The organism is Streptomyces sp. (assembly GCF_031181705.1).
Taxonomy (GTDB): domain Bacteria; phylum Actinomycetota; class Actinomycetes; order Streptomycetales; family Streptomycetaceae; genus Streptomyces.
In genome coordinates this window covers 98968-124791 of record NZ_JAPSKN010000001.1, presented here as the reverse complement: position 1 = coordinate 124791, position 25824 = coordinate 98968, and the positions used below count along the sequence as shown (strand labels likewise).

Here is a 25824-nt window from a genome sequence, read left to right as displayed (position 1 = left end):
GGAAATGTCACCGCTTTTCGATGACATCCTTGATGCGCTTCAGCGTGGCGTCGAGGTCCTGTTCGAGCTTGGCGGTCCAGTCGGCGACGAAACGCTTGCGGTCGTTCTCGTCCAGGTCGGCGACGATCTTGTGGATGCCGGCCGTGGCGCGGCCCATGCGGAAGTGGTGGGTGAGCACGCAGCCCTCGTCGGCGGGCGCCATGTCGAAGCCCCAGATGCTCTCCTGGTCCTCGCGGGCGTGGGTGAGCATCATCCACTGGAAGGTGCGTCCGGGGTCGGCCGCGGTGATGCGGCACTCGGTGTGCCAGACGCCGCGCACCAGGGGCGCCCAGGCGACGACGTCCTCGCTGCGGAGGTTCTCGCCCCGGAAGACGGCGCCGACGGTGGAGGGTTCACCGGAGACCCACGTGCCGCCCCGGCATTCGGGGCTCCACTCGGAACTGCGCGGCAGATCACTGACGACGGAGTAGACCTCCAGCGGGGTCGCGGAAATGTGAATGTCGGCCTTGAGCTCGAAGAGCGGCGAGGTGTCGATGATTGACTGAGTCATGTGCAGAATTCTGTCGAGGCCGTCGGGCGCCGGTCAAAGGGCGGCTTTCTCATTTGTCAGGTCCGAATTCCCGCATTTCACCGGCGCCGCGCGCGGGGGTTCCTCAGCCCTCGGCGCCCACGCTCAGCACGAGTTTTCCGTGCACCTTGCCCTCCTCCAGCCGGCGGTGCGCCTCGGCGGCGTCGCTCAGGTGCAGCCGCTCGATCGCCCGGGGCCCGAGACGGCCGTCGGCGACCAGCCGGTTGATGGCGCCGGCGGCCTCGGCGAGCTCCCCGGCGGTGGCGTGCGAGATGGCGAACCCGTGGATCGAACGGTCCCGCAGGTACAGCGGCCCCACCGGCAGCACGGGCCTGGTGCGCAGTCCGGCGAGCAGCACGATCCGTCCCCGCCCGGCGAGCAGGTCCACCGCGGTCTCCAGGTCGTTGGTGCCGGAGGCGTCGAGGTAGAGGTCGGCGCCCCCGGGGGCGGCGGCCCGGATGCGCCCGGGCACGTCGGGGTCCCGGTAGTCGACGACGTGGTCGGCGCCGAGACCGCGGCAGTACCCGGCGTCCCGCGCGGAGGCGACGGCGACGACCCGGGCGCCCGCGGCGGCGGCCATCACCACCATGGCGCTTCCCACGTTCCCGCCCGCGCCGACCACGACGACGGTCTCGCCGGGGCGCAGCCGCCCGTGGGTGAACAGGCCGAGGTAGGCGGTCGCGGCCGGATGGGCCAGCGCCACGGTCTCGTACGGGTCGGCGCCCTCCGGCAGGTGGTAGAGCCGGTCGACGGGCACCACCACCCGCTCGGCGGCGGCCCCTTGGCGGCCGTCGTGGCCGAGGCTGTTGCACCACACCCGGTCGCCGGGGCGGAACCGGTGGACGCCGGCGCCGACCGCGGCGACGGTACCGGTGAGGTCCCGGCCTATGACGAAGGGGAAGGTGAGCGGGGTGCGCCAGGCGCCCGAGCGCACGAAGGTGTCGACGTGGTTGACGGAGACGGCCGTGACGTCCACCAGGACGTCGGTCGGCCCGGGTTCCGGCGTGGGCTGATCACCGTAACGGATGACGTCCGGAGATCCGAGCTGTTCAATGTAGGCAGCACGCATCATGGTCACGGATTCTGGCAAAGGGGCCCCGCCCCCGTCCGCGAGCGGCCCGGACACCGTCGCGGATCTGTCAGATCGGGACCGGGTCTGTCAGATCCGCCCCGCTCAGGCCAGGTTCAGCCGGGCCAGCTCCCGCCGCGAGCCGACGCCCAGCTTGGGATAGGCCTTGTACAGGTGGTGCTCGACGGTCCTGCGGCTGAGGAACAGCTGCGCGGCGATCTCCCGGCTGCTGTTGCCGTCGGCCGCCAGCCGGACCACCTGCAGTTCCTGCGGGGTCAGCCGGTCGAGGACGTTCTCCGCGGTCGCCTTCGCGCCCGTCGTCGCGTCGCCCGCCGCCCGCAGTTCCGCCCGGGCCCGCTCCGCCCAGGGCGCGGCACGCAGCCGTTCGAAGTGCTCCAGGGCCGACCGGAGCGACGCGCGGGCCTCGCTGCGCCGCCGGGCCCTGCGCAGCCACTCCCCGTACAGCAGCTCGGTGCGGGCCCGCTCGAAGGGCCGCCGGCCCTGTTCGTGCAGCCGGACCGCCTGCCGGTAGTCCTCCTCGCGCCCCTCGACCAGGGCCCGGCAGCGGTGCGCCACCGCCCGCGCCCACGGCTGGTCTCCGGCCCGCGCCCAGGCCTCGAAGGCGCGCATCGGCCGCACCGCCCGCTCGTGCCGCCCGAGCCGTACCGCGGCCTCCACCTGGTCGGCGACGGTGGCCATGGCCATCGCCGTGTGGCGCTGCGGCCCCGGGCCGACGGCGCTCTCCAGCCGGCCGAGCGCCGCCTCGTAGTCGCCGCGCGCCAGTTCGAGCAGGCTCAGGGCGCTCTCGCCGGCCACCCGGCCGGCGTCGGGCACGTCCCGCGTGAGGTCGCGGCAGCGCTGTTCGTCGCCCTCGATGGCCGCGATCCGCGCCGGAACGCCGTTCAGCCAGGCGACGCGCTCGCGCAGGCCGGTGTCGCGGGCGATCTCCACGGCCTCGGCCACCGCCGCCTCGGCGTCCCGGTGCGCCCCGGCCAGCACCTGGCGTTCCGCCAGCAGGTGCAGGGCCTGCGGCAGGGCGCCGATGAGGCCCTGCGCGCGGCAGCGGGCCACCTCCGCCGCGGCCAGTTCCATGGCCGCGGCGTCGTCCCCGAGCAGGACCGCGCTGTGCAGGGCGTGGGTGCGCGCCGCGTCCGAGCCGTCCCGGCCGGCGGCGACGGCGCGCTGCAGCAGGGGCAGTCCGCGGGCGTAGTCGTCGTCGACGAGGTGCGCCATGCCCTCCACCATCGGGTCGGCCTCCCCCAGGGACGCCAGCCGCTCGGCGGCCTCCCGCACCGAGTCCGCGTCACCGGCGAACCAGCCGTACGTGGCGCCCGTGCGGAGCATGACCGGGGCCAGGCCGGCGCCGGCCGCGTGCGTCCGCCGCAGCAGCAGGCGGGCGGCCTCCCGCTGGTGACCCGACTCGAACATCACGGCGGCCCGCACGGGGGCGAGCCGGGCCAGGTCCTCCGGTGCGGCGGCCGACTGCTCGGCCTGCTCGGCCAGGTCCCGGGCCTGGCCGGCGTGCCCGGCGTTGAGTGCGCAGGTCGCGGCGTCCGTGAGCCGGTGGACCTGGGCGCGGCGGTCGGGAGTGAGGCGGGCGGCCTGCTGGTGCAGGAGCGAGGCGGCGGCGTAGGCGCTGCGGTCGGCGGCCCGCTCGGCGGCGGCGACCAGTTCGGCCGCGACTCCGTCGTCGGGTGACGTGGTGGCCAGCGGCAGGTGCCGGGCCCGGCAGTCGGGGTCCTCCGCCGCCTCGGCCAGCGCCTGGTGGACGGCGATCCGCCGGGCCAGCACGGCCCCCTGGTAGGCGGCGGTCCCGATCAGCGGGTGGCGGAACACCACGGTGCTCTCGGTCACCTGGATCAGCCCCGCCCGCTCCGCGTCCTCCAGATCCTCCAGGCCCACGCCCAGCGACCGGGCCGCCTTCATCTGCAGCGGCAGGTCGCCCCGCCCCTCGGCCGCGGCGAACAACAGCGCCAGCCGCGTCTTCTCGGGGAGTCCGGCGATCTGGGTGCGGTACGACGACAGCACCCGGTCGGCGACCGTCACGGGCGTGAACCGGCCCGGGTCGTCGCGGCGGGCGGCCCCGAACTCGATGAGCGCCAGCGGGTTCCCCGCGGACTCGGCGATGACCTGGTCCCGCAGGGCGGGGGTCAGCCCCAGGTCGGCGAGGAGGCTCACCGCGTCGCCGGTGTCCAGCCGGGAGGGCCGCAGTTCGGCGAGCCCGGGCGCGGCGAAGCCCTCGTCCCGGGTCGCGAACACCATGGCCACCTGCTCGGCGGCGAGCCGGCGGGCGGCGAACAGCAACGCGTCGGAGGTGGCTTGATCCAGCCACTGCGCGTCGTCCACCAGGCAGAGCAACGGTCCCTGTTCGGCCAGGTCCGCCAGGAGCGTGAGCACGGCCAGCCCGGTCAGGAACCGGTCCTGGGTCCGGGTGCTGCCCATGCCGAGCACCGCCCGCAGCGCCTGTGCCTGCGGCTCGGGCAGGGCGTCCAGCCGGTCCTGCACGGGCCACAGCAACTGCACCAGCCCGCCGAAGGCGAGGTCCGCCTCCGGCTCGACCCCGGTGACCCGCAGGACGCGCATGCCGGCCGCCGAGGCCGACTTCGCCGCCCGGTCGAGCAGGGCGGTCTTGCCGATGCCCGCCTCACCCCGCAGCACCAGGGCACCGCTGCGTCCCTCGCGGGCTCCCGCGGCCAGATCCTCAAGCGCCGCCAGCTCGGTGGACCTGCCGTACAGCACGTCGGTGCCCCCACTCCCCGTGACGCGGCCCATCGGTAGGCAGGCCGTGCCGAAGTACGTATCCGGTTTCAGAAATCTTACTGATTCGGCCGGGCCGCCCCCCTTCCTACGGTGTGGAACAAGCCGGTTCCCCGATGGAGGAGATCGTGAGCCACCTTTTCGAACCGCTGCCCCTGGGAAAGCTGACGCTGCCCAACCGGCTCGTCATGGCGCCGATGACGCGCAGCCGGGCCAAGGACGGCGTGCAGACCCCGCTGGCGGCCGAGTACTACGCCCAGCGCGCCGGAGCGGGTCTCATCATCACCGAGGGCACGCAGCCCTGCGTGATCGGGCAGGGATACATCGACACCCCGGGTGTGCACACGCCCGAGCAGGCGGAGGCGTGGCGCCGGGTGACCGACGCGGTGCACGGCAGGCAGGGCCGGATCTTCGTGCAGGTCATGCACTCCGGCCGGATCGGGCACCCGAGCCTCTACCCGGACGGCGCGCTGCCGCTGGCCCCGTCGGCGGTGGCCTCGGGCGGGCAGATGTACACGCCGGAGGGCATGCTGGACCACCCCACGCCCAAGGCCATGGACCTGGAGGACATCGCCCGGGCCGTCGAGGACCACATCTCCGCCGCCAAGTACGCGATGGACGCCGGGTTCGACGGTGTGGAGCTGCACGGCGCCAACGGCTACCTGATCCACCAGTTCCTCGCCGACAACACCAACCTGCGCACCGACGCCTACGGCGGCAGCGTCGACAACCGCATCCGCTTCGCCGTCGAGGTCGCCCAGGCGGTCTCCGACGCCATCGGCCCCGAGCGGGTCGGCATCCGCCTCTCCCCCGCCAACACGAGCAACGGCATCGCGGAGAGCGACCCCGCCACGCTGTACCGGGCCCTGATCCGGGCCCTGGCACCGCTCAACCTGGCCTACGTCCACCTGATGGAGTTCGGCAGCCGTGACGTCACGAAGCTGATCCGGCAGGAATGGCCCGGAGTGCTGATCCTCAACCCGCACGCCACGGGCGAGGAGGAGGCGGTGACGCCCGAGGCCGCCCGGGCGGTGCTGGAGGAGGGCCTGTGCGACGCGGTGAGCATCGGCTCGCTGTGGCTCGCCAACCCCGACCTGCCCGAGCGGATCAAGGCCGGCGGCCCGTTCAACACCCCCGACCCGGAGACCTTCTACGGAGGCGACCACCGGGGTTACACCGACTACCCGACGCTGGACGCCTGACCGACCGGGCAGGCGGCAGCGGGGCACGCGGTCGGCGCCCGGCCCGGCCCGCCCCGCTTCCGTCCCGCCCGTTCCCCGGCTCCCTGGCCCGGCCGGCGCCTTCTCCCCCGAAGGGCTGCACGCCGGACCGGGCCAGGGTGGTCCAGCGACGAACGACCGCTCAGGGAGCAGCAGATGAGCAACTCACTCGCCGAGTCCGGCGCCCCGGGTCCCGCCGCGCCGGGCAGGAAACCTCACGAAACCGAAGCCCGCGGCCCGTTCCACGGAGCCGCGGCCCTCTGGCTTGCCCTCATGGCGGGCCCGCTGTCCTTCGGCATCGCGGGCCCGGCCCTGGTCCTGGACGACGCCGCGAGGGACCTCGGCGTCTCGACCGGCGCCGCCACCTGGACCGTGACCGCGTTCGGCTGGGGCATAGCGGTCGGGACGCCCCTGCTGGCCGGGCTGCTGGACCGCCGGGGCGCGCGCGCCGCGCTCACCGTCTGCGGTGTGCTCGTCCTGCTGGGGGCGGGCCTGGTCGCCGGGATACCCGTGCTGCCGGTCCTCGTCCTGGGCACCGCCCTGATGGGTCTGGGCACGGCCGGTCTCACGGCGACGGCCATGAGCCTCGCCGGCTCGCCGCGCGCCATGGGGCTGGTCACCGCCTCGCTCGCCGTGGTGGGTTCGACGGCCCCGCTGGCCGGTTCCCTCGTCAACGACGTGCTGTCCTGGCAGGCCACCCTCGCGCTGCCGGTGCTCAGCACGGTGGCCGTGCCCTTCGCCGTGGCCCGGTGCGCGAACGGCGCCCCGGTCACCCGGGAGCCGTTCGACCCGCTGGGCGCGGTGCTGCTGACCGCGCTGGTCACCGCGTTGGTGTTCGTGCCCCACCAGCCACTGGTGGCCGGTGTGTGCTCCGTCCTCGCCGCGGGACTGCTGGCGGCCCACGTGCGCGCGCGGCCGCGGGGCTTCGTGCCCGCGGTCCTGGTCCGCAACCCGGGCTTCCTGGTCTCCGCGGGCCTCGCGCTGTGCCTGGCGGTGGTCAACTTCGGCATGATGTACGCGATTCCGGAGCGGCTGGAGGACCACACATCGTGGTCCACCAGTGAGATCGGCGTCGCCATGGTGTGGCCGCTGCTGCTGGGCGGCGCCCTGTCCTGGTTCGTCGTGGCGGTGTCGGCGCGGACGGGACGCCGGACCGTGATCAGCGCGCTGGTCACCCTCGCCGCGCTCGGAGCGGTGCTGGCCTTCGTCGGCACGTCCGCCGCGGTCCTGCTGGCCGCTCAGGCCCTGACGTCGATCGCGGCGGCCTCGGGCCAGGGAGCGTTCGCGGTGCACGCCACCTCGGCCGTCCCCGACGACCAACGCCCCCCGGCCATCGGCATGTTCAACCTGTCCTATCTGCTGGGTGCGGCGTTCGGGCCCGCCATCGTCTCGCTCCTGGCGCTCTGACCGCCGGCGTCCGGTCCGGGTGCGCCGTCACACCCCGTGAGTGTGACGGCGCACACCGCGTTTCCCAGAGCACCTCCACATGCGTCAACTGGCATAATCGCCACAGGGGTTCGCGAAAGGACAGTGCGTCTGCCCGGTTGTCGGCCGGCACCGGTCCGGGCCGCAGGCCACCAGGTGACCATGTGGGGGGAGAGGCTGCGGCTCCCGGTTCGCGGGCACGGCTCGCGGAATGCACGCGGGAGTCCTCCCGTTGCGCCGGTAGGCCGCGGTCCGTGCGACTCGGCCGTCGTGCACCGTCACTGCCGGCGGTTGGGGAACGAGACACCGGAGGGCCTCGTGTCGCAGAAGAAGGACGCATCGGTGGCGGCCGTGCTGGCGCTGCTGGACCTCCTGGCGGGTGAGGGGCCGGCGAACCGCTTCGAAGCGGTGGTCGAGGAGGCCCGCAGACAGGGCGTGACCGGCGCGGACCTGCGCATGGTGGAACAGACCAGACGGCTGGCCCTGGGCATCCAGGCACGGCTGGAGCGCCGTCAGCAGTGGAGCGCCGCCCTCGCCACGCTCGTCGACACCGCGGCCGATCTGGCCAGTCCGCACACCGTCGAGGACACCCTCAAGATCATCACCCGCCGGGCGCGGCTGCTGCTCGGCGCCGACGTCTCCTGGGTCACCCTGCCCGCCGCCGAGGACGACGGGGGGCGGCTGCACTCGCTCGACGGCCACGTCACGATGCTCAACGCCCGGCTGCGATTACCGAAGGGAGCGGGACTCGCGGCCGCCGTACTGGCGCATCGCGCGCCGCTGTGGACCTCCGACTACCTGACGGACGACAGTTTCCGGCACGCCGACGAGCTCGATCAGTGGATCAGCGCCGAGGGGCTGCACGCCGTTCTCGCCGTGCCGTTGAGCCGCGCGGCCACCGCCGGGGCCCTGCACGTGGCGGACCGCAGTGTGCGCCATTTCTCCGCCGACGAGATAGCGCTGGTGAACATGCTCGCCGAGATCGGCGGTGTGGCGCTGGACCGGGCCGTGTACCTGGACGAGACGGTCGCGGAGATGTCGGCCCTGCGCGAGCGGGTGCTGCGCGCGGAGGCCGCGCGGGACGAGGCGCGCGCGCTGGCCGCGGCGCAGGGGGCGCTGCTGGACCTGGTGCTCGGTGGCTGTGATCCGCAGCTGCTGGTCGAGGAGTGCCGCCGCAGACTGGGTGCGCCGGTGCTGCTGTGCGGTCCGCACGGCACGGCGATCGCCGCCTCCGGGGCCCTGTGCGGGCGCACTCGCGAGGAGCTCGCACGCGCCGCGGAGGACACCGGGACCCTGCTGGATCCCTCACCCGCCCTCCTGGACGACGGCATCTGGTCCGTGCCGGTCCTGGCCGGCAGTCACCACCTGGGCGCCCTGTACGTGCAGGCCGGTCCCGCGCTCTCCGCCGACGCCACGGAACTGCTGCGGCACGCGGCCCGGGCCGCCGCCGTGCTGCTGTCCTTGCAGGAGGGCGGTGGCACGGTCGTGGAGGGGCAGTTCCGCGACGAACTGCTCGGGGACCTGCTGATCAGTGTGCCCCGGCCCCGGGACGTGCTGGAGCGGCGCGCCCGCCGGCTCGGCATCGGCCTGGATCAGCCGCACGTGGTCGTCGTCGCCCGCGCCGAGGGGGACCCGCAGGCGCATGCGGTGACCCGGGCGTCGTCGTGCGCGCTCCGCATGAACGGGCTCCAGACGACGCACGAGGGCGACATCGTGCTGCTGCTGCCGGGCACCGACCCGGGCGCCGCCGCCCGGACGGTGCACGACGAGCTGTCGTCCCTGCCCGGCGGTCCGCCCACGGTCAGCGGCTCCGGACCCGTGTCGGACCCCGGTGCGGTCCTCCACGGGTACCGGGAAGCGGCACGCTGCCTGGACGCGATGACCGCCCTCGGCGCCACCGGCACCTCGGCCTCGACCCACGAGATGGGGTTCGTGGGTCTGCTGCTGTCGGAACAGGTGGACGCCGAAAGGTTCATTCAGAGCACCATAGGAGCGGTGCTCGACTACGACGAGCAGCGCCTGACGGAGCTGGTCCGCACGCTGGACGCCTACTTCGACACCGGGGGGAGCCCCACGTACGCGGCCGAGAAGCTCCACGTGCACCCCAACACCGTGGCCCGCCGGCTGGAGCGCATCGGTGACCTGATCGGTTCCGACTGGCAGCGGCCCGAACGTGCCCTGGAGATCCAGCTGGCGCTGAGGATGTCCCGGATACGGCGGGTGCTGCGGGAGCGCGGGGAGCCGGCCGGGGACGCGGCCGGGGATCAGGACGCATAGTCGAGAGCGCCGTCGTCGGTGTCGCCCAGGGCCGCCAGGGCGTGCGCGGCCGACGCGAGGGTGACGTGCCGGTGCCAGCCGCGGTAGGAGCGTCCGGCGAAGTCGCGGATCCCGACCTGGTCGGCGCCCCGGGCGAAGTCCTGGTCGACCCGGCGGACCATCCCTCGCAGCCGCATCGGGAACGCGGGCGGAACCGACGTCAGGTCCGTCAGCCACACCTCCCGCGGCCGGCTCCGGTCGTTGTTCCCCACCCCGAGCAGGAGCAGGTCACACGGCCCCGTTCCGGTCCGCCGGCGCGACGGCCCGGGCAGCGCCACCCGTACGGCGGTGACGAGCCCGGAGCGCCTGACCGTCCCCATGCTGTCGTCAGGCCACACCACCGGCCGCTGCAGGCCCCGGCTCGCGCCCATGATCTGGCGTACCGGCCGGGGGACGGCGTCGAAGCCCTTGAGCGCGGGGTCCGTGACCGACAGCCGCAGGGCGTCGTCCACCCTGAGCATCATCGGCATGCCCCGGTCCAGGAGCCGCGACACGGTCGAGGCGACGTCAGCGCCGCGGGCGTCCATCACCACGGGGCGGGGAGGCAGCCGCCACGCGGCCGCCTCCAGGAAGGCCTGGAGTGCGCATTCGCCGAGGGTCTCGGCCGACGCGTCGTCCGGGATGGAGGCACGGCGCCGACGGTCCTCGGCGAACCAGGACGGGGAGAGCTGCAGGCGCCAGTTGACCGGCACGCTCGTCTCCTCGCAGACCGCCCATACGCCCACGGCCTGCTGGGCGTTGAGCATCTGGCCGTGTTCCGGGAAGAAGCGGCGCTCCACTCCGACGGAGTGCCGCCCGGCCTTGGGGATCACCATGGGGCGCACCACCCACGCCTGTGGCGGGGCCACACTCACCACGTACCGGGCCAGTGCCCGGCGCACCGGGCCCCACTCCCAACTCGAATCGCTGATGAAGTGGTGCAGGCTCTGTTCCGTCGCCTGCCCTCCGACAAGCGCGGCGATGTTGCGTATCGACTTGCGTCCCCTCACCTCCAGCAAACCACGTATGTACTCCATGCCCTTGCGACGTTGGTCGCTGCGGGGCAGGGAGGCGAACAGCAGTGAACACATCTCCGGCAGTGACACGGCGCACGGAGAGGCGTACGACGGCTCGTGCATGGTCGGACTCTGTGCTTGGTCAGGGCTCAGCACGACCACACTCATGAACGGACCCTCCATCGGGAGTAGACGAAGACGATCCGAAGGGCTGCCCGTCCACTGTGCGGGCAGGTGGGGCACGGGTCCCAGGTACACGGAGCACAGGACTTGTGACGGGCGGCGGTGGCCGGGCCACCATCGCGTCCCTCCGCCCCGGCGGCCCCATCCGGAACAGTCCGTTCAGGATGTGTCCAGACCACCGTCCGGTCCGCGGTGACCGTGTCCGGGGCCCCTTCCGGGGGGAGTTGACAGAGTGACACCGGCATCGGGCGCCGGGCGCCGCAGGCGCGTCACCATGGAATTCCGTGCCGCGGCACACACGACGGGGACCCCGGTGTGGTCCCGCTACCAAGGAGGACACCATGAGCGCTGCCCCGGAGCCACGACCCGTCACCGTCTGGTCGGATCTGGGGTGTCCCTGGGCCTCCCTCGCCCTGCACACACTGCGCACCACGGCCCGGGACCGCGGGCAGGACCTCCTGATCGACCACCGGGCGTTCCCCCTGGAGCTGTTCAACCACCAGCCGACGCCCAAGTTCATCGTGGAGCCCGAGATCGTGGTGATCTCCGCGCACCGTCCCGACCTCGGCTGGCGCCTGTGGTCGGGGCGGGAGTACGACTACCCGTCGACGATGCTGCCGGCGATGGAGGCGGTCCAGGCCGCGAAGGACCCGTCCGTCGGCGGCCTGCGCGGCAGCGACGAACTGGACGCCGGCCTGCGGCACGCGTTCTACGTCGAGAGCCGGTGCGTCAGCATCCCCTCGGAGATCCTCGACGTCGCCGCGCGGTGCGAGCACGTGGACGAGCAGGCGCTGGCCCGCGCCCTGGAGCGCGGCGCCGGCCGCGCCGAGGTCCACGAGCAGTTCCGCGTCGCCCAGGGACCGGATGTCCAGGGCAGCCCTCACCTGTTCGCGCCGGGAGGGTACGCGGCCCACAACCCGGGTGCGCACGTCGCGTGGACGAAGGACCCGAACGAGGGTGGCGTGCCGCGCCTGGACCGCTACGACCCATCGTGGGCCGGGGAGTTGCTCGACCTGCTGGCGGAGGGGAGGCAGCCCACCGGTGCCTGAGACGAGGGACCTGACCATCTCGGCGTCCGCGTACGACCGCCTGGCGGCGGTGGCCGCGGCCGAGGGCCTGTCCGTGCGCGCCTACGTGGAACGCATCGCGGAACGGACCGCGCACGAGCCGCCCGGGCTCGTGGCACGAGGGGCCGCGGCCGGGCCGGAGCCGGATCGGCGGCTGGTGGCGCTGGGGGTCGACGACTCATGGCCGGAAGCGTCTGACCGGCCATGAGCGCAAGGCCGTACCGGCAACACCCGGTACGGCCTTGCGACCCGCTGTCTCAGCAAGTCGGGACGACAGGATTTGAACCTGCGACCCCTTGACCCCCAGTCAAGTGCGCTACCAAGCTGCGCCACGTCCCGATGCGTCTCGCGCGGGGTGAACCGCGTGATCGCGCAGGTCAACCCTACCGCATACGGGAAGGGGGGTTCAGCCGCGCGGGCCCCGGGGCGGTGAGGTGCTCCGGGCGGGCGGCGCCGGGCCCGGGGTGGGCCGGCACGTGCTCGGCGGAGGGCAGGGGTTCGTCGCGGGGGCCGCGGCGGCCGCCCATCCGCGCGCCGGTCCAACCGGCCAGCCCCGCCGTCGACACGGCGACCGCGAGGACGGCCCACCAGGGCAGTTCCGCCTTGGTGGCGTGTCCGGCGCAGGCCGCCACCGCGAGGAGCGCCGTGACGGCACCCCCGGCCGCGTCGGCCCGCCGGACACGCCGGTCCCCAGCCTCGTCCACCCCGTGGCCCCCTTCGCACTCGGACGCCCGGGCATCCGCTGCCGGGCATATGCCGCACACCATAAGCGGGCTCCACAGGCGCGTCCGACCAGGGCGTACGGGGGGACGGGACACCGGCCGCGCGCTGACGCGCCGGCCGATGTCCGTGCGCGCCCTGTGTGGCGGCGCACGCCATCCCTTGCGCGCCGATCAGTGTCCGCTCCGCGCTGTCCTCGGCCGTCCGCCGCGCGCCGCGGACCGTGGCCAGGCCGACGGAGCCCAGGGAACTCACGCTCGCCGGCGCGAAGACGGTGAGGCGCCCTTCGCCCCGGTCCGCGGCGGGCAACCGCCCGCCGTGCCACGGCCGGAGACGGCGCCGAAGCGGCCCGTGCCGGAGGTCGAGCCGACGGCGGTGGCGCGGCTGCCGGGCGCCGGGCGTGATCGAGACGGTCGCGTAGATCGTCATACGGGGTGGGCCGCCGGACGCTTCACCACCGCGGTACGGGGTCGCACTGTCCCCCGGTCGTGCCGTGCGGCACGACCGCCGCACCCCGGTCCGGGCACGACCGCCGCACCCCGGTCCGGCGGCGCCTGCGTCCCGCTCGCCGCGGCCCGGGTCCGGCATGCCCCGCACGGCGGTCGGGCCGCGCCCGCGTCCTGCTCGCCGTGAGCCGGGGCCGGCGTGCAGCGCCACGGCGGTCGGGCCGCTCGCGCCCTCAGCCGCCGGGCGCCGTGCCGGCCGGCGGCCCGGTCGTCCCGCGGACCTGGAGCGTCGGCGCGGCCAGCTGGAGCCGCCCCTCTCCCCCGGGCCGTTCCAGCCGGTCGAGGAGGAAGCGGGCCGCCCGGCGGCCGACGTCGTACCCGGCGTTGTCGACCGTGGTGAGCCACAGGTGACGCAGCCGGGACAGGCTCGTGTCGTCGTAGCCGACGAGGGAGAGGTCGCGCGGTACGCGCAGTCCGAGTTCCTCGGCGGCGGAGAGGGCGCCCACGCAGGTGATGTCGTTGACGGCGAAGACGGCGGTGGGCCGGTCGGGGCGGCTGAGCAGGCGGACGGTCGCGCGGTAGCCGCCCTCCTCGGTCATGTCGCCGGCCTCGACGACGGCCCGGTCCGCCAGGCCGTGCGCCCGCATCGTCGCCTCGAAGCTGCGACGGCGCAGTTCGCCCACAGCGCCGAAGCCCGCGAGGTGCGCGATGCGGCGGTGGCCGAGGCCGATGAGGTGCTCGGTGACCAGCCGGGCGCCCCGCTCGTCGTCACCGGCGACCTGGTCCACGCCGGGCGGCACCGGCTCGCGGGCACCGGCCAGCACGACCGGCATCCGCTCGGCGACCGTGCCGAGGGCCGCCGGGTCGGGCAGGGTGCCGACCACGACCAGGCCGTCGACGCGCAGGTCGAGCAGCGGGTCGGCCGCATCCTGCCCGGTGCGGCGGTTCAGGCGGGCGTCGGCCAGCAGCATGTGCAGGCCGTGTGCGCGCAGGAGGGAGTTCAGGCCGTCGAGGAGGTCCACGAACCAGGGGTTGCGCAGGTCGTTGAGGAGGACGCCGACGGTGCGGGTGCGCCGTTCGCTGAGGGAGCGCGCGGCGGCGTTGGGCCGGTAGCCCAGCTCCCGGGCGGCCCGCAGGACGGCGTCCCGCTTCTCGGGGCGCACCTGCTCGGAGCCGCGCAGCACGAGGGAGACCAGCGACTTGGAGACGCCTGCCCGTTCGGCGACGTCTCGGATGGTCGGTGGTCTCATGCCGTGGACCGTTCCATGACCCCCGTGTGCTTGTCAAAGGGTTGACAGCGCCGGGAACGCGCACCGAGGGTGGCCCGGACAGGTTCTGGAACGGTCCAAAGAGGGGCTCTCATGGTGGACACGCTCGGCGTCGCCGTCGTCGGATTCGGCTGGATGGGGCGGGTGCACACCCAGGCGTACGCGCGTGTGCGGCACCACTATCCGCAACTGCCCCTCGTCCCGGAGCTGGTGACGGTCGCCGAGGAGGTGCCGGGCCGGGCGGAGGAGGCCGCCGCGCAGTTCGGGTTCGCCTCCACCACCCGCGACTGGCGCGAGGTGGCCGCCGACCCGCGGGTGCGGGCGGTCAGCATCACCGCGCCGAACTTCCTGCACCGCGAGATCGGCGTCGCCATGGCCCGGGCGGGCAAGCACATCTGGATCGAGAAGCCGGTCGGCCTGACCGCCGGGGACGCCCGCGCGGTGGCCGACGCGGTGGCCGAGGCGGGTGTGCAGGGCACGGTCGGCTTCAACTACCGCAACGCGCCGGCCGTCGAGGCGGCCCGGGAGCTGATCGCCTCCGGGGAGCTCGGCACGGTCACGCATGTGCGCGTGCGGCTGTTCAGCGACTACGCGGCCCACCCCGAGGGCGCGCTGACCTGGCGCTACGAACGGGAGCGCGGGGGCAGCGGGGTGCTGGGCGACCTGGCCTCGCACGGGGCGGACCTGGCCCGGTTCCTGCTCGGCGACATCACGTCCCTCACGGCCGACACGGCGATCTTCCTCCCGGAGCGGGCCCGCCCGGCCGGCGCGACGGCGGGCCACAGCCGGGCCGCGGGCGGTGAGCTCGGCCCGGTCGAGAACGAGGACTACGTCGGCTGTCTGCTCCGCTTCGCCTCCGGTGCGCGCGGCGTGCTGGAGGCCTGCCGGGTCTCGGTCGGCGAGCAGAACAACTACGGCTTCGAGGTGCACGGCACCGAGGGAGCGGTCTTCTGGGACTTCCGGCGCATGAACGAGCTGGGGATCAGCCGCGGCACGACGTACCAGGACCAGTCGGTCAGCACGGTCTACGTGGGCCCGGGCCACGGTGAGTTCGGCGCGTTCCAGCCGGGCGCGGCGAACGCCATGGGGTACGACGACCTGAAGGTCATCGAGGCGTACCGCTTCCTGCGGTCGGTCGCCGAGGGCACCCCCCACGGGGCGACGCTCGCCGACGCCGTGCACAGCGCGGCCGCGCTGGACGCCATGGCGCGGTCGGCGCACAGCGGTGCCTGGGAGCGGGTGGACGGGCCGGCGTGATCCCCGCCGCCAGGCCCGGGTCCGGAGCCGCCGGCCCAGCAGACCTTCGCCTGGAGCGGGACGAGCCACCTCCCCATGATCCCGGGGGCGGCCGTGGCGCGGCCGGGGGCGCCTGGCCAGGACGGCGGCACCGCCAGGTGGGAGGCGCCGAGAGCGGCGACCGCCCTCGCCCACCCGGCAGGGAGCGGCTCGCGCAGGGCCGCGCGGCAGGCGGCGGGGCGAGGTCCACATGGGCCCGACGGCCGGGGCCGGGGCGGGCCCTGCCCCGGCCCCGCGCCCGGTCCCGTCCCCGGATCACACGGCCGTCTGCGGTGGCATGTTGTACGGCGTCACCACCTGGATCGCCGACGGAAGCGTCGGGCCGGCCGGGGGCAGGGCGCCGTGCGCGCGCATGACGGTGTGGCAGGCCTCGCGCACGTCCTGGCGCAGGTCGTGGTGGAGGACGGCCGACAGCCGGTGCTCGCGCAGCAGCCGGGTGTTGTCGTGGTCCAGGTCGTGCGCGACGAACACGGCGCACTCGCGGCCGAGGTCGTCGAAGGCCCGCAGCGTGGCGATGTTGCCGCCGCCGATCGAGTAGACGGCGCGGATGTCCGGGTCGCGTTCCAGGGCGGCCCGGACCAGGTCGTACTGGGTGGCGTCCAGGCCCTGTCCCTCGGCGATCTCGACCAGCGTGCGCTCGGGGTGCCGGGCGCGCATGGCGCTGCGGAAGCCCATCTCGCGCTCCTCCTCGTTGCGGAAGAAGCCGCTGCTGAGGCTGGTGAGGATGTTGCCCGGCCGCTCCCCCAGCCACTGCCCCATGAGGTACGCGGCCGTCGCCCCGGCCGCCCGGTCGTCGATGCCCACGTAGGCGAGGCGGGCGCTGGACGGCAGGTCGGTCACCAGGGTCACGACCGGTATCCCGGCGGCGGCGAGCCGGCCGACCGCGGCGGTGACCTCGGGGACGTCCGGCGCCTTGAGGATCACTCCCTGCGAGCCACGCCGGGCGATCCGGTCCAGGGTCCGCACCAGCTCTCCGACCGGGCCGGTCTGGCGGAAGTGGAAGCGGGAGCGCAGCACCGCCGGGTGCAGCGCCGGCAGCTCGGCCTCCAGGGCGGCCCGGATGGCGGTGGTGAAGCGTTCGGGCGCCTGCATCACGAGGTCGACCATGAACGTCCGGCCGACGAGGCGGACCTGGGTGCGCTGCCGGTCCAGGTCCGCGATGGCCTGGTGGACCTCGCGCGCGGTGTTCTCGCGCACGCCTCCCCTGCCGTTCAGGACCCGGTCCACGGTCGCCTCGCTCAGACCCGCCTGACGTGCGATCTCGCGGATCGGGAAGGGGTGTCCCACGCCTCGGCTCCTTGAGGGGTTTTTGATGGCTCGCTGCTGGTTGTTCGAGGGGTTTGTACTGACAAGAATGACAGGGCTGCGTCGCTCCGTGACCCCTGAAGGGACGACGATGTCCTTCACTTCCGTACACCACCGTGCCTGGCTGTCCGAGCAGGACTGCGACCTCGACGCGTTCCGCGCGCTGGTCGAGCAGGCGACCGATCCCGCCGACTACCCGCACGCCGTGGCCGTCGAGCGGAACGTGCCGGTCTACGACTGCGGCCTCCTCGAAGGCGACCGCGTGGTCCAGGCCGAACTGGTGCGGGCCCTCGCCGACGGTCCCGGCATCGTCGTCTTCCGCGGTGCCTTCCCCGACCCGCAGGTCGTGGACCGGGCCACCGCGGTGTTCGAGGGGCTCATCGCCGAACAGCGTGCCTCGGGCGCCACGGCCGGCGATCACTTCGCCAAGCCGGGCGCCAACGACCGGGTGTGGAACGCGCTGGAGAAGGCGGCCCTGTACGACGCGGAGGTGTTCGCCGACTACTACGCCAACGACATCCTCGCCCTGGTCTCCACGGCCTGGCTGGGCCCCGGCTACCAGGTCACCTCCCAGCTCAACGTGGTCAACCCGGGCGGCGCCGCGCAGACGGTGCACCGCGACTACCACCTCGGCTTCCTGTCGAACGACGGCGCCGCCGCCTACCCCGCGCATGTGCACCGCCTCTCCCCGGTGCTGACCCTCCAGGGCGCGGTCGCCCACTGCGACATGCCCGTGGAGTCCGGGCCGACGATGTACCTGCCGCACTCGCAGAAGTACGCGCCGGGCTACCTCGCCTGGCGGCTGCCGGAGTTCCGGTCGTACTTCGAGGCACGGTACGTGCAGCTGCCGCTGGCCAAGGGCGACGCGGTGTTCTTCAACCCCGCGCTGTTCCACGCGGCCGGCACCAACCGCTCGGCGGACATCCGCCGCATGGCCAACCTGCTGCAGGTGTCGTCGGCGTTCGGCCGCGCGATGGAGACGGTGGACCGGCAGGCCGTGGCGAACGCCGTGTATCCCGTACTGCTCAGGCGCAAGGCCGAGGGCGCCGACCAGGCGTGGCTCGACAACGTGGTCGCGGCGAGCGCCGAGGGCTACCCCTTCCCGACCAACCTCGACAGCGACCCGCCGCTCGACGGACTGGCCCCGCTCTCCCAGGCGGACCTGATGCGGCGGGCGCTGCGCGAGGGGTGGACGCCGCAGGCGTTCCGGGCGGAGCTGCGGGCCGCCGCCGAACGACGAGAGAGCTGAGGAACGCCATGGGACTTCTCGACGACAAGGTCGTTCTGGTCAACGGCGGCAGCCAGGGGGTGGGTGCCGCGATCGCGCGGGCCGCGGCCCGCGAGGGGGCGGTCGTGGCCGTCACCGGGCGGCGTGTGGAGCCGGGCGAGGCGCTGGTGGCGGAGCTGACGGCCGCCGGGGCCAAGGCGATGTTCGTCCGCGCCGACCTCGCCGACGCCGGGCAGGCGAAGGCGGCCGTGGCCCAGGTGGTCGACGCGTACGGCCGGGTCGACTGCCTGGTCAACTCCGCGGGGCTGACGTCCCGGGGGACGCTGCTCGACACCACGCCGGAACTGTTCGACCAGCACATCGCGATCAACCTGAAGGCGCCGTTCTTCGCGATGCAGGCGGCGGTCGCGGACATGGTGGCGCGCCGGGCGCCCGGCACGGTCGTCAACATCATCACGTCGTCGGCGCACGGCGGGCAGCCCTTCCTCGCGCCGTACGTCGCGGCCAAGGCCGGCCTGATCGGCCTGACCCGCAACGCGGCGCACGCGCACCGCTGGGACCGGGTGCGGATCAACGGCCTCAACATCGGCTGGACGGCGACCGAGGGCGAGGACGCCACGCAGAAGACGTTCCACGGCGCCGGGGACGACTGGCGCGAGGAGGCCGCCGCGAAGCTGCCCATGGGCAAGCTGGGACAGCCCGACGAGATCGCCGACTTCGTGGTCTTCCTGCTGTCCGACCGGTCCGGCGTGGTCACCGGGTCGGTCATCGACTGGGACCAGAACGTCCTCGGCGGACTCGACTGAACACCCCCGCACGACACCCACCCTCTCCAGGAGCAACACCCATGCGTATCGGAATCCTCGGCCTCGGCCGCATCGGCGCCTTCCACGCCGAGACCCTCTCCGGCCTCGACGCGGTCGACTCCCTCGTCGTGACCGACCCGTTCGCCGACGCCGCCAAGGCCGCCGCCGAGCGGTTCGGGGCCGATGTCGTCGACTCGCCGGAGGCGCTGCTGGCCGCCGGGGTCGACGGGATCGTCGTCGCGGCCGCCACGGACGCCCACCCCGCGCTGATCCTGGCCGGGGTCGAGGCCGGGGTCCCGGTCTTCTGCGAGAAGCCCGTCGCCCGGACCATGGCCGAGGGCGTCGAGGTGCTCAAGGCCGTCCAGGGCACGGACGTGCCGATCCAGATCGGGTACAACCGCCGCTTCGACGCCGGTTTCGTCAACGCCCGTGCCGCCGTGCGCAGCGGTGAGCTGGGCACCCTGCACACGGTCCGCTCGACCACGCTGGACCCGGCGCCGCCGCCGGCCGCGTACATCGCCGCCTCCGGCGGCATCTTCCGCGACTGCTCGGTGCACGACTTCGACATCATCCGCTGGGTGACCGGGCGCGAGGTGAGCGAGGTGTACGCCGTGGGCGGCAACCGCGGCGCCGGGTACATCAAGGAGGCGGGCGACGCCGACACCACCGGCGCGATCCTCACCCTCGACGACGGCACGCTCGCGGTGGTCTCCAACTCCCGTCACAACGGCAGGGGTTACGACGTGCGCATGGAGATCCACGGCTTCGAGGACTCCATCGCCGTCGGCCTGGAGGACAAACTGCCGCTGCGCTCGGTCGAGCCGGGCGTGACCTTCCCCGCGGGCACCCCGCACGACTTCTTCATGGACCGCTTCACCGCGGCCTACCGCGCCGAACTGACCGCGTTCACCGAGGTCGTGGCCGGCACCCGCCCCTCCCCCTGCACCATCGAGGACGCCCTGGAGGCGGGCTGGATCGCCGACGCGTGCACCCTGTCGCTGCACGAGCGCCGCCCCGTGACGATCGCGGAGGTGCGCCAGGCATGAGCGGCCCGGGCCCGGATCCCCTGCGCATCGGTGTGCTGGGAGCCGCGCGCATCACCGAACGCTCCCTGATCGACCCGGCCCGGGCGACCGGCCACCGCCTCGTCGCGGTGGCCGCCCGCGACCGCTCCCGGGCCGAGGAGTTCGCCGCCCGGCACGGCGTGGAACGGGTGGCGTCCTCGTACGCCGAGCTGGTGGCCGATCCGGAGATCGACGTCGTCTACAACCCGCTCGCCAACGGTCTGCACGGCCCGTGGAACCTCGCCGCCCTCGCGGCGGGCAAGCACGTGCTGTCGGAGAAGCCCTCGGCGAGCAACGCCGAGGAGGCGGCGGAGGTGCGAGCCGCCGCCGAGCGGGCCGGGACGGTCTTCATGGAGGCCTTCCACTACCTCTTCCACCCGGTCACCCGCCGGCTGCACGAGCTGCTGGCCGCGGGCGAACTCGGCGAACTGCGCCGCGTCGAGGCGATGGTCGCGATCGCCGCGCCGCCGGAGGGCGACCCGCGCTGGTCGCTGCCGCTGGCCGGCGGCGCCCTGATGGACCTCGGCTGCTACAGCCTGCACGCCCTGCGCATGCTGGCCCCCTGGGCGGGCGGCGCGCCCAGGCTGACGGCGTCCCGGGCCGGGGAACGCGCGGGTGCCCCCGGTGTCGACGAGTGGCTGGACGCCGACCTGGAGTTCCCCGGCGGGGCGACCGGTGCGGCCCGCTGCCACATGGCGTACGGCGGGCTCGACATGAGCATCCGGATCGTCGGCTCCCGGGGCGAGGCGACGGCCCCGAACTTCGTCCTGCCCCAGCTGGACGACCGCGTCGTGGTCCGCACGGCGCGGGGCGAGCGCACCGAGCACCTCGGCACCCGCTCCTCGTACGCGTACCAGCTTCAGGCGTTCGCCGCCCGGGTGCGCAACGGGGCGTCCCTGCCGCTGGACGCCGACGACGCGGTGGCGACGATGCGGCTCGTCGACGCCTGCTACCGAAAGGCCGGGTTCGATCCCCGGCCGCGCACCCGGATCTGACGCGCCGCAGCCCGAAGGAGCCCCGGGGACGGCCCCGGGGCCCTTTCTCACGCGTACAGTTCGGGCCTTGCCACCAGGTCGACCTCCACCCGGCCGCCGTCCCGCAGCGCCCGCGCCCCCGCCTCGCACACCGCCGTCGCGGCGTAGCCGTCCCAGGCGCTCGGGCCGGTGACCACGCCGCGGCGGGTGGCGTCGATCCAGGCCTGGACCTCGCGGTCGTAGGCCGTCTCGAAGCGTTCCGTCCAGTCCTGGGCGATGGTGCCGCCCCAGCGGCCGGCCATGTGGGTGACCAGGGCGTGCCCGTCGCCGATGCGGGCGGTGCCGCGTTCGCAGACCAGCTCGGCCTGGACCTGGTAGCCGAAGCCGCAGTTGACGAAGATCTCGACGTCGCTGAGGGCGCCGCCGTCGGTCTCGAAGACGACGAACTGCGGGTCCTGCAAGCCGTCCGGGGCGCTGGCGGAGGGGGTGGGGCGCAGCACCGTGACGGCGGTGATCTCGTGGCCCAGCAGCCAGCGCGTCGCGTCGGCCTCGTGGGCGACGGAGTCGGTGACGAGCATGGAGCTGGTGAAGAAGGGCGGGCTGGCGACGTTGCGGTGCCGGTTGTGCAGCATCAGCGGACGGCCCAGCTGTCCGGTCGCCAGCAGGGCCTTCAGCTTGGCGTACTCGGGGTCGTAGCGGCGCATGAAGCCGACCTGGACGCGGCGGTGGCCGAGGCGCTGTTCGGCTTCGACGACGCGCAGGGCGGAGGCCGCGTCGGGGGTGAGCGGCTTCTCGCACAGCACGGGCAGATCGCGCTCGAAGGCGGCGAGCAGGGTGGCTTCGTGGGCCGGGCCCGGGGAGGCGATCAGGACGGCGTCGACGCCGTCCGCCGCCAGCGCCGCGGCCGGGTCGGTGTGGGCGGTGCAGCCGTCGACGCGGGCGGCGACGGCCTTCGCGCGCTCCGCGTCGACGTCGGCGACGGCCACCACCCGGGCCCCGCTGGTGACTTCGTGGATGCGGCGCACATGGTCGGCGCCCATCCTGCCCGTACCGACGACTGCGACTCCTACGGTGGCGCGCTCGGTCATGGCCGTCCTTTCGGGTCGTCAGGCGCCGCAGGACCTCAGGAACTTGCGGGTGCGCACCGCGATCGGCAGCGGCTTGTCCGGCTCGCAGGGGTACATGTCCTGCTCGACGATGGCGAAGAGGTCCACGCCGAGCTTCTGGGCGGCCGCGAGGACCGGGCCCAGCTCGGGGACGCCGGCGGGCGGTTCGCACATCACACCGCGTGCGACGGCCGGTCCGAACGGGATCTCGTTCTTGACGACGTCGGCGAGGATCTCCGGGTCGACCTGCTTGAGGTGCAGGTAGCCGATGCGCTCGCCGTAGGTCTCGATGAGCTTGACGCTGTCGCCGCCGCAGTAGGCGTAGTGCCCGGTGTCCAGGCAGAGGTTGACGTGGTCGGAGTCGGTCGAGTCGAGGAACCGCTCGACGTGCTCCTCGGTGTCGATGTGGGTGTCGGCGTGCGGGTGGACGACGATGTCCAGGCCGTAGCGGTCCTTCACCTCGCGGCCGAGGCGCTCCATGCCGGTGGTGAGGTTGCGCCACTGCTCGACGGTGAGCTCCGGGGGCTCCAGGATCTCGGCGGTCTTGTCGTCCCGCCAGAAGGACGGGATGACGACCAGGTGCTTGGCGTCCATGGCCTGGGTCAGGGCGGCGACCCGGCTGACCTGCTCCCAGGTGGAGTCCCACTCGGAGGGGCCGCGGTGCAGTCCGCAGAAGATCGTGCCGGCGGAGACCTTCAGATTCCGCCTGGCGACCTCCTCGGTGAGCCGGGCCGGGTCGGTGGGCAGGTAGCCGTAGGGGCCGAGTTCTATCCAGGAGTAACCGGCCTCGGCGACCTCGTCGAGGAAGCGTTCCCAGGGCACCTGCTGAGGGTCGTCGGGGAACCAGACGCCCCAGGAGTCGGGAGCGGAGCCGACCCGGATGCGGTCGAGCGCGAGCGCCATGTCAGGACTTTCCTTCCGAGGACGTGACTACGGGAGCGGAGAGGTCCCCCTCCTCGGGGAGCCCTTCGACGTCGACGCCGCGGACCTGCGCCAACTCGTGCTTGAGGGAGGCCAGTTCGGCGCCGCCGGCCATGTGGTTGGTCAGCTCTTCGAGGCTGACCTCGCTGCGGGAGGCGGACAGCTCCATCGTGCCCAGGCGCAGGACGCTGAAGTGGTCGCCGACCATGTAGGCGTGGTGGGGGTTGTGGGTGATGAAGATGACGCCGAGGCCCTTCTCGCGGGCGGCGGCGATGTACTTCAGCACCACACCGGACTGCTTGACGCCGAGGGCGGCGGTCGGCTCGTCCAGGATGAGGACGCGGGCGCCGAAGTAGACGGCGCGGGCGATGGCGACGCACTGGCGCTGGCCGCCGGAGAGCGTGCCGATGGGCTGCTCCAGGTCGTCCAGGACGATGCCCATGTTGCGCAGTTCCTCGTCCGCGGTCTTCTTCATCCTCTCGATGTCGAGCCGGCGCACGGGCCAGGGGCCCTTGGTCATCTCGGAGCCGAGGAAGAAGTTGCGCCACACCGGCATCAGCGGGACGACCGCGAGGTCCTGGTAGACCGTGGCGATGCCCTTGTCGAGGGCCTCGCGCGGGGTGGAGAAGCGCACCGGCTCGCCGTCGACGAGGAACTCGCCCTCGGTGTGCTGGTGCAGCCCCGAGACGATCTTGATGAGGGTGGACTTGCCGGCGCCGTTGTCGCCGAGGACGCAGGTGACCTTGCCGGGGTACACCTCCAGGTCGACGCCGTGCAGGGCGCGGATGTTGCCGTAGGACTTGCCCGCGCCGCGCAGTTCGACCAGGGGGCGGTCCCCCTCGGGCGGGGTGTCCTTCAGGACGGCACCGTGGGTGCCGGTTTCGTTGCTGGTCATCGCGGTCACCTCCGGGTCGCCGTGCGCTGGACCCACAGATTGATGAGGACGGCGCCGAGGAGCATCACGCCGAGGAAGGCCTTGAACCAGTCGGGGTTCCAGCCGGCGTAGACGATGCCCTGCTGCACCATGCCGAACATGAAGGCGCCGAAGACCGGGCCGATCGCGGAGCCGTAGCCACCGGTGAGCAGGCAGCCGCCGATGACGGCCGCGGCGATGTAGATGAGCTCCTGGCCCACGCCCTCGCCGGACTGCACGGTGTTGAAGGAGAACAGCTGGTGCATGCCGACGAACCAGGCGCCGAAGCCGACCAGCATGAACAGGGAGATCTTGGTGAAGGTGACGGGCACGCCGACGGCCCGGGCGGAGTCCTTGTTGCCGCCGACGGCGAAGATCCAGTTGCCGTACCTGGTGCGCAGCAGCACCCAGGTGGCCAGGGCCGCGAAGACCAGCCACCACACCACGGTGATCTTGACGTTGACGCCGCCGACCTCGAACGTCGAGGCGAACAGCTTCTGCGCCTGGGCGAAGCCGTCCATGTCGCTGATGTCGTCGGTGGCGACGTTGCCCGTGACGAGCTTGGTGATCGCCAGGTTCACGCCCTGGAGGATCAGGAAGGTGCCCAGGGTGACCAGGAAGCTCGGCAGGCCGGTCTTGACCAGCAGCCAGCCGTTGAAGGCGCCGATCGCGAGGGACACCAGCAGGGCGACGATGACCCCGACCCAGACGTTCATGGTCAGCTGGTAGCTGAGCATCGACGCGGTCAGCGCCGAGGTGACCACGGCGACACCGGCGGACAGGTCGAACTCGCCGCCGATCATCAGCAGGGCCACGGGCAGCGCCATGATCCCGATGGTCGACGACTGGTAGAGGATGTTCGCCATCGAGCTTCCGTCGCGCACCGGCGGCGCGGCGAACAGGAAGAACACGAGCACGGCGACGGCGCCGAGGAAGACGCCGACCTCGGGCCGGGCGAGCAGCCGCAGCGCCAGCGGGCGCTGGCGGGTCCGGCCGTCGGACTGCTTGGGGCCGGGGGCCGGCGGTGTGTCCACCGCCGGCGTGGCCTGCTGGGTCATGCTCATCACCGGGTGCCCTTCGCGGCGAACTCCCCGATCCGGTCGACGTTGGACTTGTCGACGAAGGCCGGGCCGGTCAGCACGGGCTGCTCGCCGCCGCCGCTGTAGTTGCCGTTGTTCTTGTAGAGCCACAGGCCGTCGACGGCCAGGTAGCCCTGCAGGTAGGGCTGCTGGTCGACGGCGAACTGGATGTCGCCGGCCTTGATCGACTTGATCAGGTCCTTGTTGAGGTCGAAGGTGGCGATCTTCGCCTTGCTGCCGGCGTCGGAGACCGACTGCACCGCGGTCAGCGCGAAGGGGGCGCCGAGGGTGACGACGTAGTCGATCGACGGGTCCTGCTTGAGCTTGGCGGTGATCGTCGACTTCACGGACGGCATGTCGGTGCCGTTGACGTTCTGCGGGTCGACCGTGCCCTCGAAGGTCTTGGCCACGCCGTCGCAGCGCTGCGTCAGGCCGACGTTGCCCTGCTCCTGCATGACGCAGAGGACCTTCTTGGCGCCGACCTCGTTCAGCTTCTTGCCGAAGGCCTCGCCCGCGACGGACTCGTCCTGGCCGAAGAACTCCAGCAGGTTGAGGTTCTTCCAGTCGCTCAGGCCGGAGTTGAGTCCGACCACGGGTATGCCGGCTTTCTCCGCCTTGCCGACGACGCCCCTGAGCGCGTCCGGCTTGGCGAGGGTGACCGCGATGCCGTCGACCTTCTGGTCGATGGCGTTCTGGACCAGGTTGGCCTGGTTGCCCGCGTTGGGGTCGGCGGAGTAGACGAGCTTGATGTTGTCCTTGGCGGCCGCGGCCTCGGCGCCCTTGCGGACGGTGTCCCAGAAGGTGTCGCCGGGCGCCTGGTGGGTGACCAGGGCGACGGTCATGCGCGGCGTGGTGGCCTTGCCGGCCGAGGCGTTCGCGCCGCCTTCCTCGGACTTCTTGCCCCCCGAACTGCTGGAGCAGCCGGCGAGGGTCAGGGCCGCTGCCGCGGCGACGGCGACGACGGGCGCGAACCTGCGGGAGCGGGGGTGAGAAGAGCGGTCCATCTTTCCTGGCACCTCACTGTGCTACTGCGGGGAAAGGAAGGGATCACGAAGGGATCCGTGGTCCCGGAGCCTTACGGAGTCCGGATCATGATGC

Annotated in this window: 22 protein-coding genes and 1 tRNA gene; 10 read left to right on the top strand and 13 right to left on the bottom strand. The window is 73.2% G+C overall.

The features are described from left to right. Positions 1–7: 7 nt before the first annotated feature. The 3 genes from RIN80_RS00585 to RIN80_RS00575 all read right to left on the bottom strand — a co-directional run bounded on the left by RIN80_RS00585 (position 8) and on the right by RIN80_RS00575 (position 4376). Positions 8–550, bottom strand: coding sequence for an SRPBCC family protein (locus RIN80_RS00585; RefSeq protein ID WP_309093434.1), 543 nt, complete (start codon positions 548–550; stop codon positions 8–10). A gap of 103 nt (positions 551–653) precedes the next feature. Then, a complete protein-coding gene (locus RIN80_RS00580) occupies positions 654–1637 on the bottom strand; it encodes an NADPH:quinone reductase (RefSeq protein ID WP_309093449.1) in 984 nt (327 codons plus the stop codon). Between the two features lie 105 nt (positions 1638–1742). After that, positions 1743–4376, bottom strand: coding sequence for an AAA family ATPase (locus tag RIN80_RS00575; protein ID WP_309093433.1), 2634 nt, complete (start codon positions 4374–4376; stop codon positions 1743–1745). Between the two features lie 134 nt (positions 4377–4510). Here RIN80_RS00575 and RIN80_RS00570 point away from each other — a divergent pair, with 134 nt between their 5' ends. The 3 genes from RIN80_RS00570 (at position 4511) to RIN80_RS00560 (ending at position 9316) form a co-directional block, all read left to right on the top strand. Further along, positions 4511–5596, top strand: coding sequence for an alkene reductase (locus RIN80_RS00570; protein ID WP_309093432.1), 1086 nt, complete (start codon positions 4511–4513; stop codon positions 5594–5596). 174 nt (positions 5597–5770) lie between these two features. Then, a complete protein-coding gene (locus RIN80_RS00565; protein ID WP_309093431.1) occupies positions 5771–7021 on the top strand; it encodes an MFS transporter in 1251 nt (416 codons plus the stop codon). Between the two features lie 336 nt (positions 7022–7357). Beyond that, positions 7358–9316 (top strand): helix-turn-helix domain-containing protein, encoded by a 1959-nt coding sequence (locus tag RIN80_RS00560; RefSeq protein WP_309093430.1) that lies wholly within the window; start codon positions 7358–7360, stop codon positions 9314–9316. Here the strand turns inward: RIN80_RS00560 and RIN80_RS00555 are convergent. Then, on the bottom strand, positions 9304–10473 hold the full coding sequence (locus RIN80_RS00555; RefSeq protein WP_309093429.1) for a transposase: 1170 nt from the start codon (positions 10471–10473) through the stop codon (positions 9304–9306). The genes RIN80_RS00560 and RIN80_RS00555 overlap by 13 nt on opposite strands. A gap of 401 nt (positions 10474–10874) precedes the next feature. Here RIN80_RS00555 and RIN80_RS00550 point away from each other — a divergent pair, with 401 nt between their 5' ends. Both RIN80_RS00550 and RIN80_RS00545 read left to right on the top strand, forming a co-directional pair. Continuing rightward, positions 10875–11582, top strand: coding sequence for a DsbA family protein (locus tag RIN80_RS00550; protein WP_309093428.1), 708 nt, complete (start codon positions 10875–10877; stop codon positions 11580–11582). After that, positions 11575–11808 (top strand): hypothetical protein, encoded by a 234-nt coding sequence (locus tag RIN80_RS00545; RefSeq protein ID WP_309093427.1) that lies wholly within the window; start codon positions 11575–11577, stop codon positions 11806–11808. Before RIN80_RS00550 ends, RIN80_RS00545 begins: the two co-directional genes overlap by 8 nt. A 57-nt stretch (positions 11809–11865) precedes the next feature. On the opposite strand, the gene RIN80_RS00540 is transcribed toward RIN80_RS00545, so the two are convergent. The 3 genes from RIN80_RS00540 to RIN80_RS00530 form a co-directional block, all read right to left on the bottom strand. Then, a tRNA-Pro gene (locus tag RIN80_RS00540) sits at positions 11866–11939 on the bottom strand. Positions 11940–11983: 44 nt separating this feature from the next. Continuing rightward, positions 11984–12304, bottom strand: coding sequence for a hypothetical protein (locus RIN80_RS00535; RefSeq protein ID WP_309093426.1), 321 nt, complete (start codon positions 12302–12304; stop codon positions 11984–11986). 695 nt (positions 12305–12999) lie between these two features. Next, positions 13000–14016, bottom strand: coding sequence for a LacI family DNA-binding transcriptional regulator (locus tag RIN80_RS00530; RefSeq protein ID WP_309093425.1), 1017 nt, complete (start codon positions 14014–14016; stop codon positions 13000–13002). Positions 14017–14127: 111 nt separating this feature from the next. Between RIN80_RS00530 and RIN80_RS00525 the strand changes: the two genes are divergently transcribed. Then, positions 14128–15291: a Gfo/Idh/MocA family oxidoreductase gene (locus RIN80_RS00525; protein WP_309093424.1), complete on the top strand. Its 1164-nt coding sequence runs from the start codon at positions 14128–14130 to the stop codon at positions 15289–15291. 294 nt (positions 15292–15585) lie between these two features. On the opposite strand, the gene RIN80_RS00520 is transcribed toward RIN80_RS00525, so the two are convergent. Then, positions 15586–16617 (bottom strand): LacI family DNA-binding transcriptional regulator, encoded by a 1032-nt coding sequence (locus tag RIN80_RS00520; RefSeq protein ID WP_309093423.1) that lies wholly within the window; start codon positions 16615–16617, stop codon positions 15586–15588. A gap of 109 nt (positions 16618–16726) precedes the next feature. On the opposite strand from RIN80_RS00520, the gene RIN80_RS00515 reads away from it, so the two are divergent. The 4 genes from RIN80_RS00515 to RIN80_RS00500 are packed head-to-tail and all read left to right on the top strand — an operon-like array spanning position 16727 to position 20728. Continuing rightward, positions 16727–17884, top strand: a complete 1158-nt coding sequence (locus RIN80_RS00515; protein WP_309093422.1) for a phytanoyl-CoA dioxygenase family protein — start codon at positions 16727–16729, stop codon at positions 17882–17884. 8 nt (positions 17885–17892) lie between these two features. Next, positions 17893–18669 (top strand): SDR family oxidoreductase, encoded by a 777-nt coding sequence (locus tag RIN80_RS00510; protein WP_309093421.1) that lies wholly within the window; start codon positions 17893–17895, stop codon positions 18667–18669. 41 nt (positions 18670–18710) lie between these two features. Then, the gene (locus RIN80_RS00505; protein WP_309093420.1) at positions 18711–19715 is read left to right on the top strand and encodes a Gfo/Idh/MocA family oxidoreductase; all 1005 of its coding nucleotides are present in this window, start codon (positions 18711–18713) and stop codon (positions 19713–19715) included. Then, on the top strand, positions 19712–20728 hold the full coding sequence (locus RIN80_RS00500; RefSeq protein WP_309093419.1) for a Gfo/Idh/MocA family oxidoreductase: 1017 nt from the start codon (positions 19712–19714) through the stop codon (positions 20726–20728). Before RIN80_RS00505 ends, RIN80_RS00500 begins: the two co-directional genes overlap by 4 nt. A 47-nt stretch (positions 20729–20775) precedes the next feature. Here RIN80_RS00500 and RIN80_RS00495 read toward each other — a convergent pair whose 3' ends face one another. The 5 genes from RIN80_RS00495 to RIN80_RS00475 are packed head-to-tail and all read right to left on the bottom strand — an operon-like array spanning position 20776 to position 25730. Beyond that, positions 20776–21795 (bottom strand): Gfo/Idh/MocA family oxidoreductase, encoded by a 1020-nt coding sequence (locus RIN80_RS00495; protein ID WP_309093418.1) that lies wholly within the window; start codon positions 21793–21795, stop codon positions 20776–20778. Between the two features lie 18 nt (positions 21796–21813). Continuing rightward, positions 21814–22716, bottom strand: coding sequence for a sugar phosphate isomerase/epimerase (locus RIN80_RS00490; RefSeq protein WP_309093417.1), 903 nt, complete (start codon positions 22714–22716; stop codon positions 21814–21816). A gap of 1 nt (position 22717) precedes the next feature. Beyond that, positions 22718–23629, bottom strand: coding sequence for an ATP-binding cassette domain-containing protein (locus tag RIN80_RS00485; protein WP_309093416.1), 912 nt, complete (start codon positions 23627–23629; stop codon positions 22718–22720). 5 nt (positions 23630–23634) lie between these two features. Continuing rightward, the gene (locus RIN80_RS00480) at positions 23635–24711 is read right to left on the bottom strand and encodes an ABC transporter permease (protein WP_309093415.1); all 1077 of its coding nucleotides are present in this window, start codon (positions 24709–24711) and stop codon (positions 23635–23637) included. Beyond that, positions 24711–25730 (bottom strand): sugar ABC transporter substrate-binding protein, encoded by a 1020-nt coding sequence (locus tag RIN80_RS00475; protein WP_309093414.1) that lies wholly within the window; start codon positions 25728–25730, stop codon positions 24711–24713. Before RIN80_RS00475 ends, RIN80_RS00480 begins: the two co-directional genes overlap by 1 nt. Positions 25731–25824: the final 94 nt, after the last annotated feature.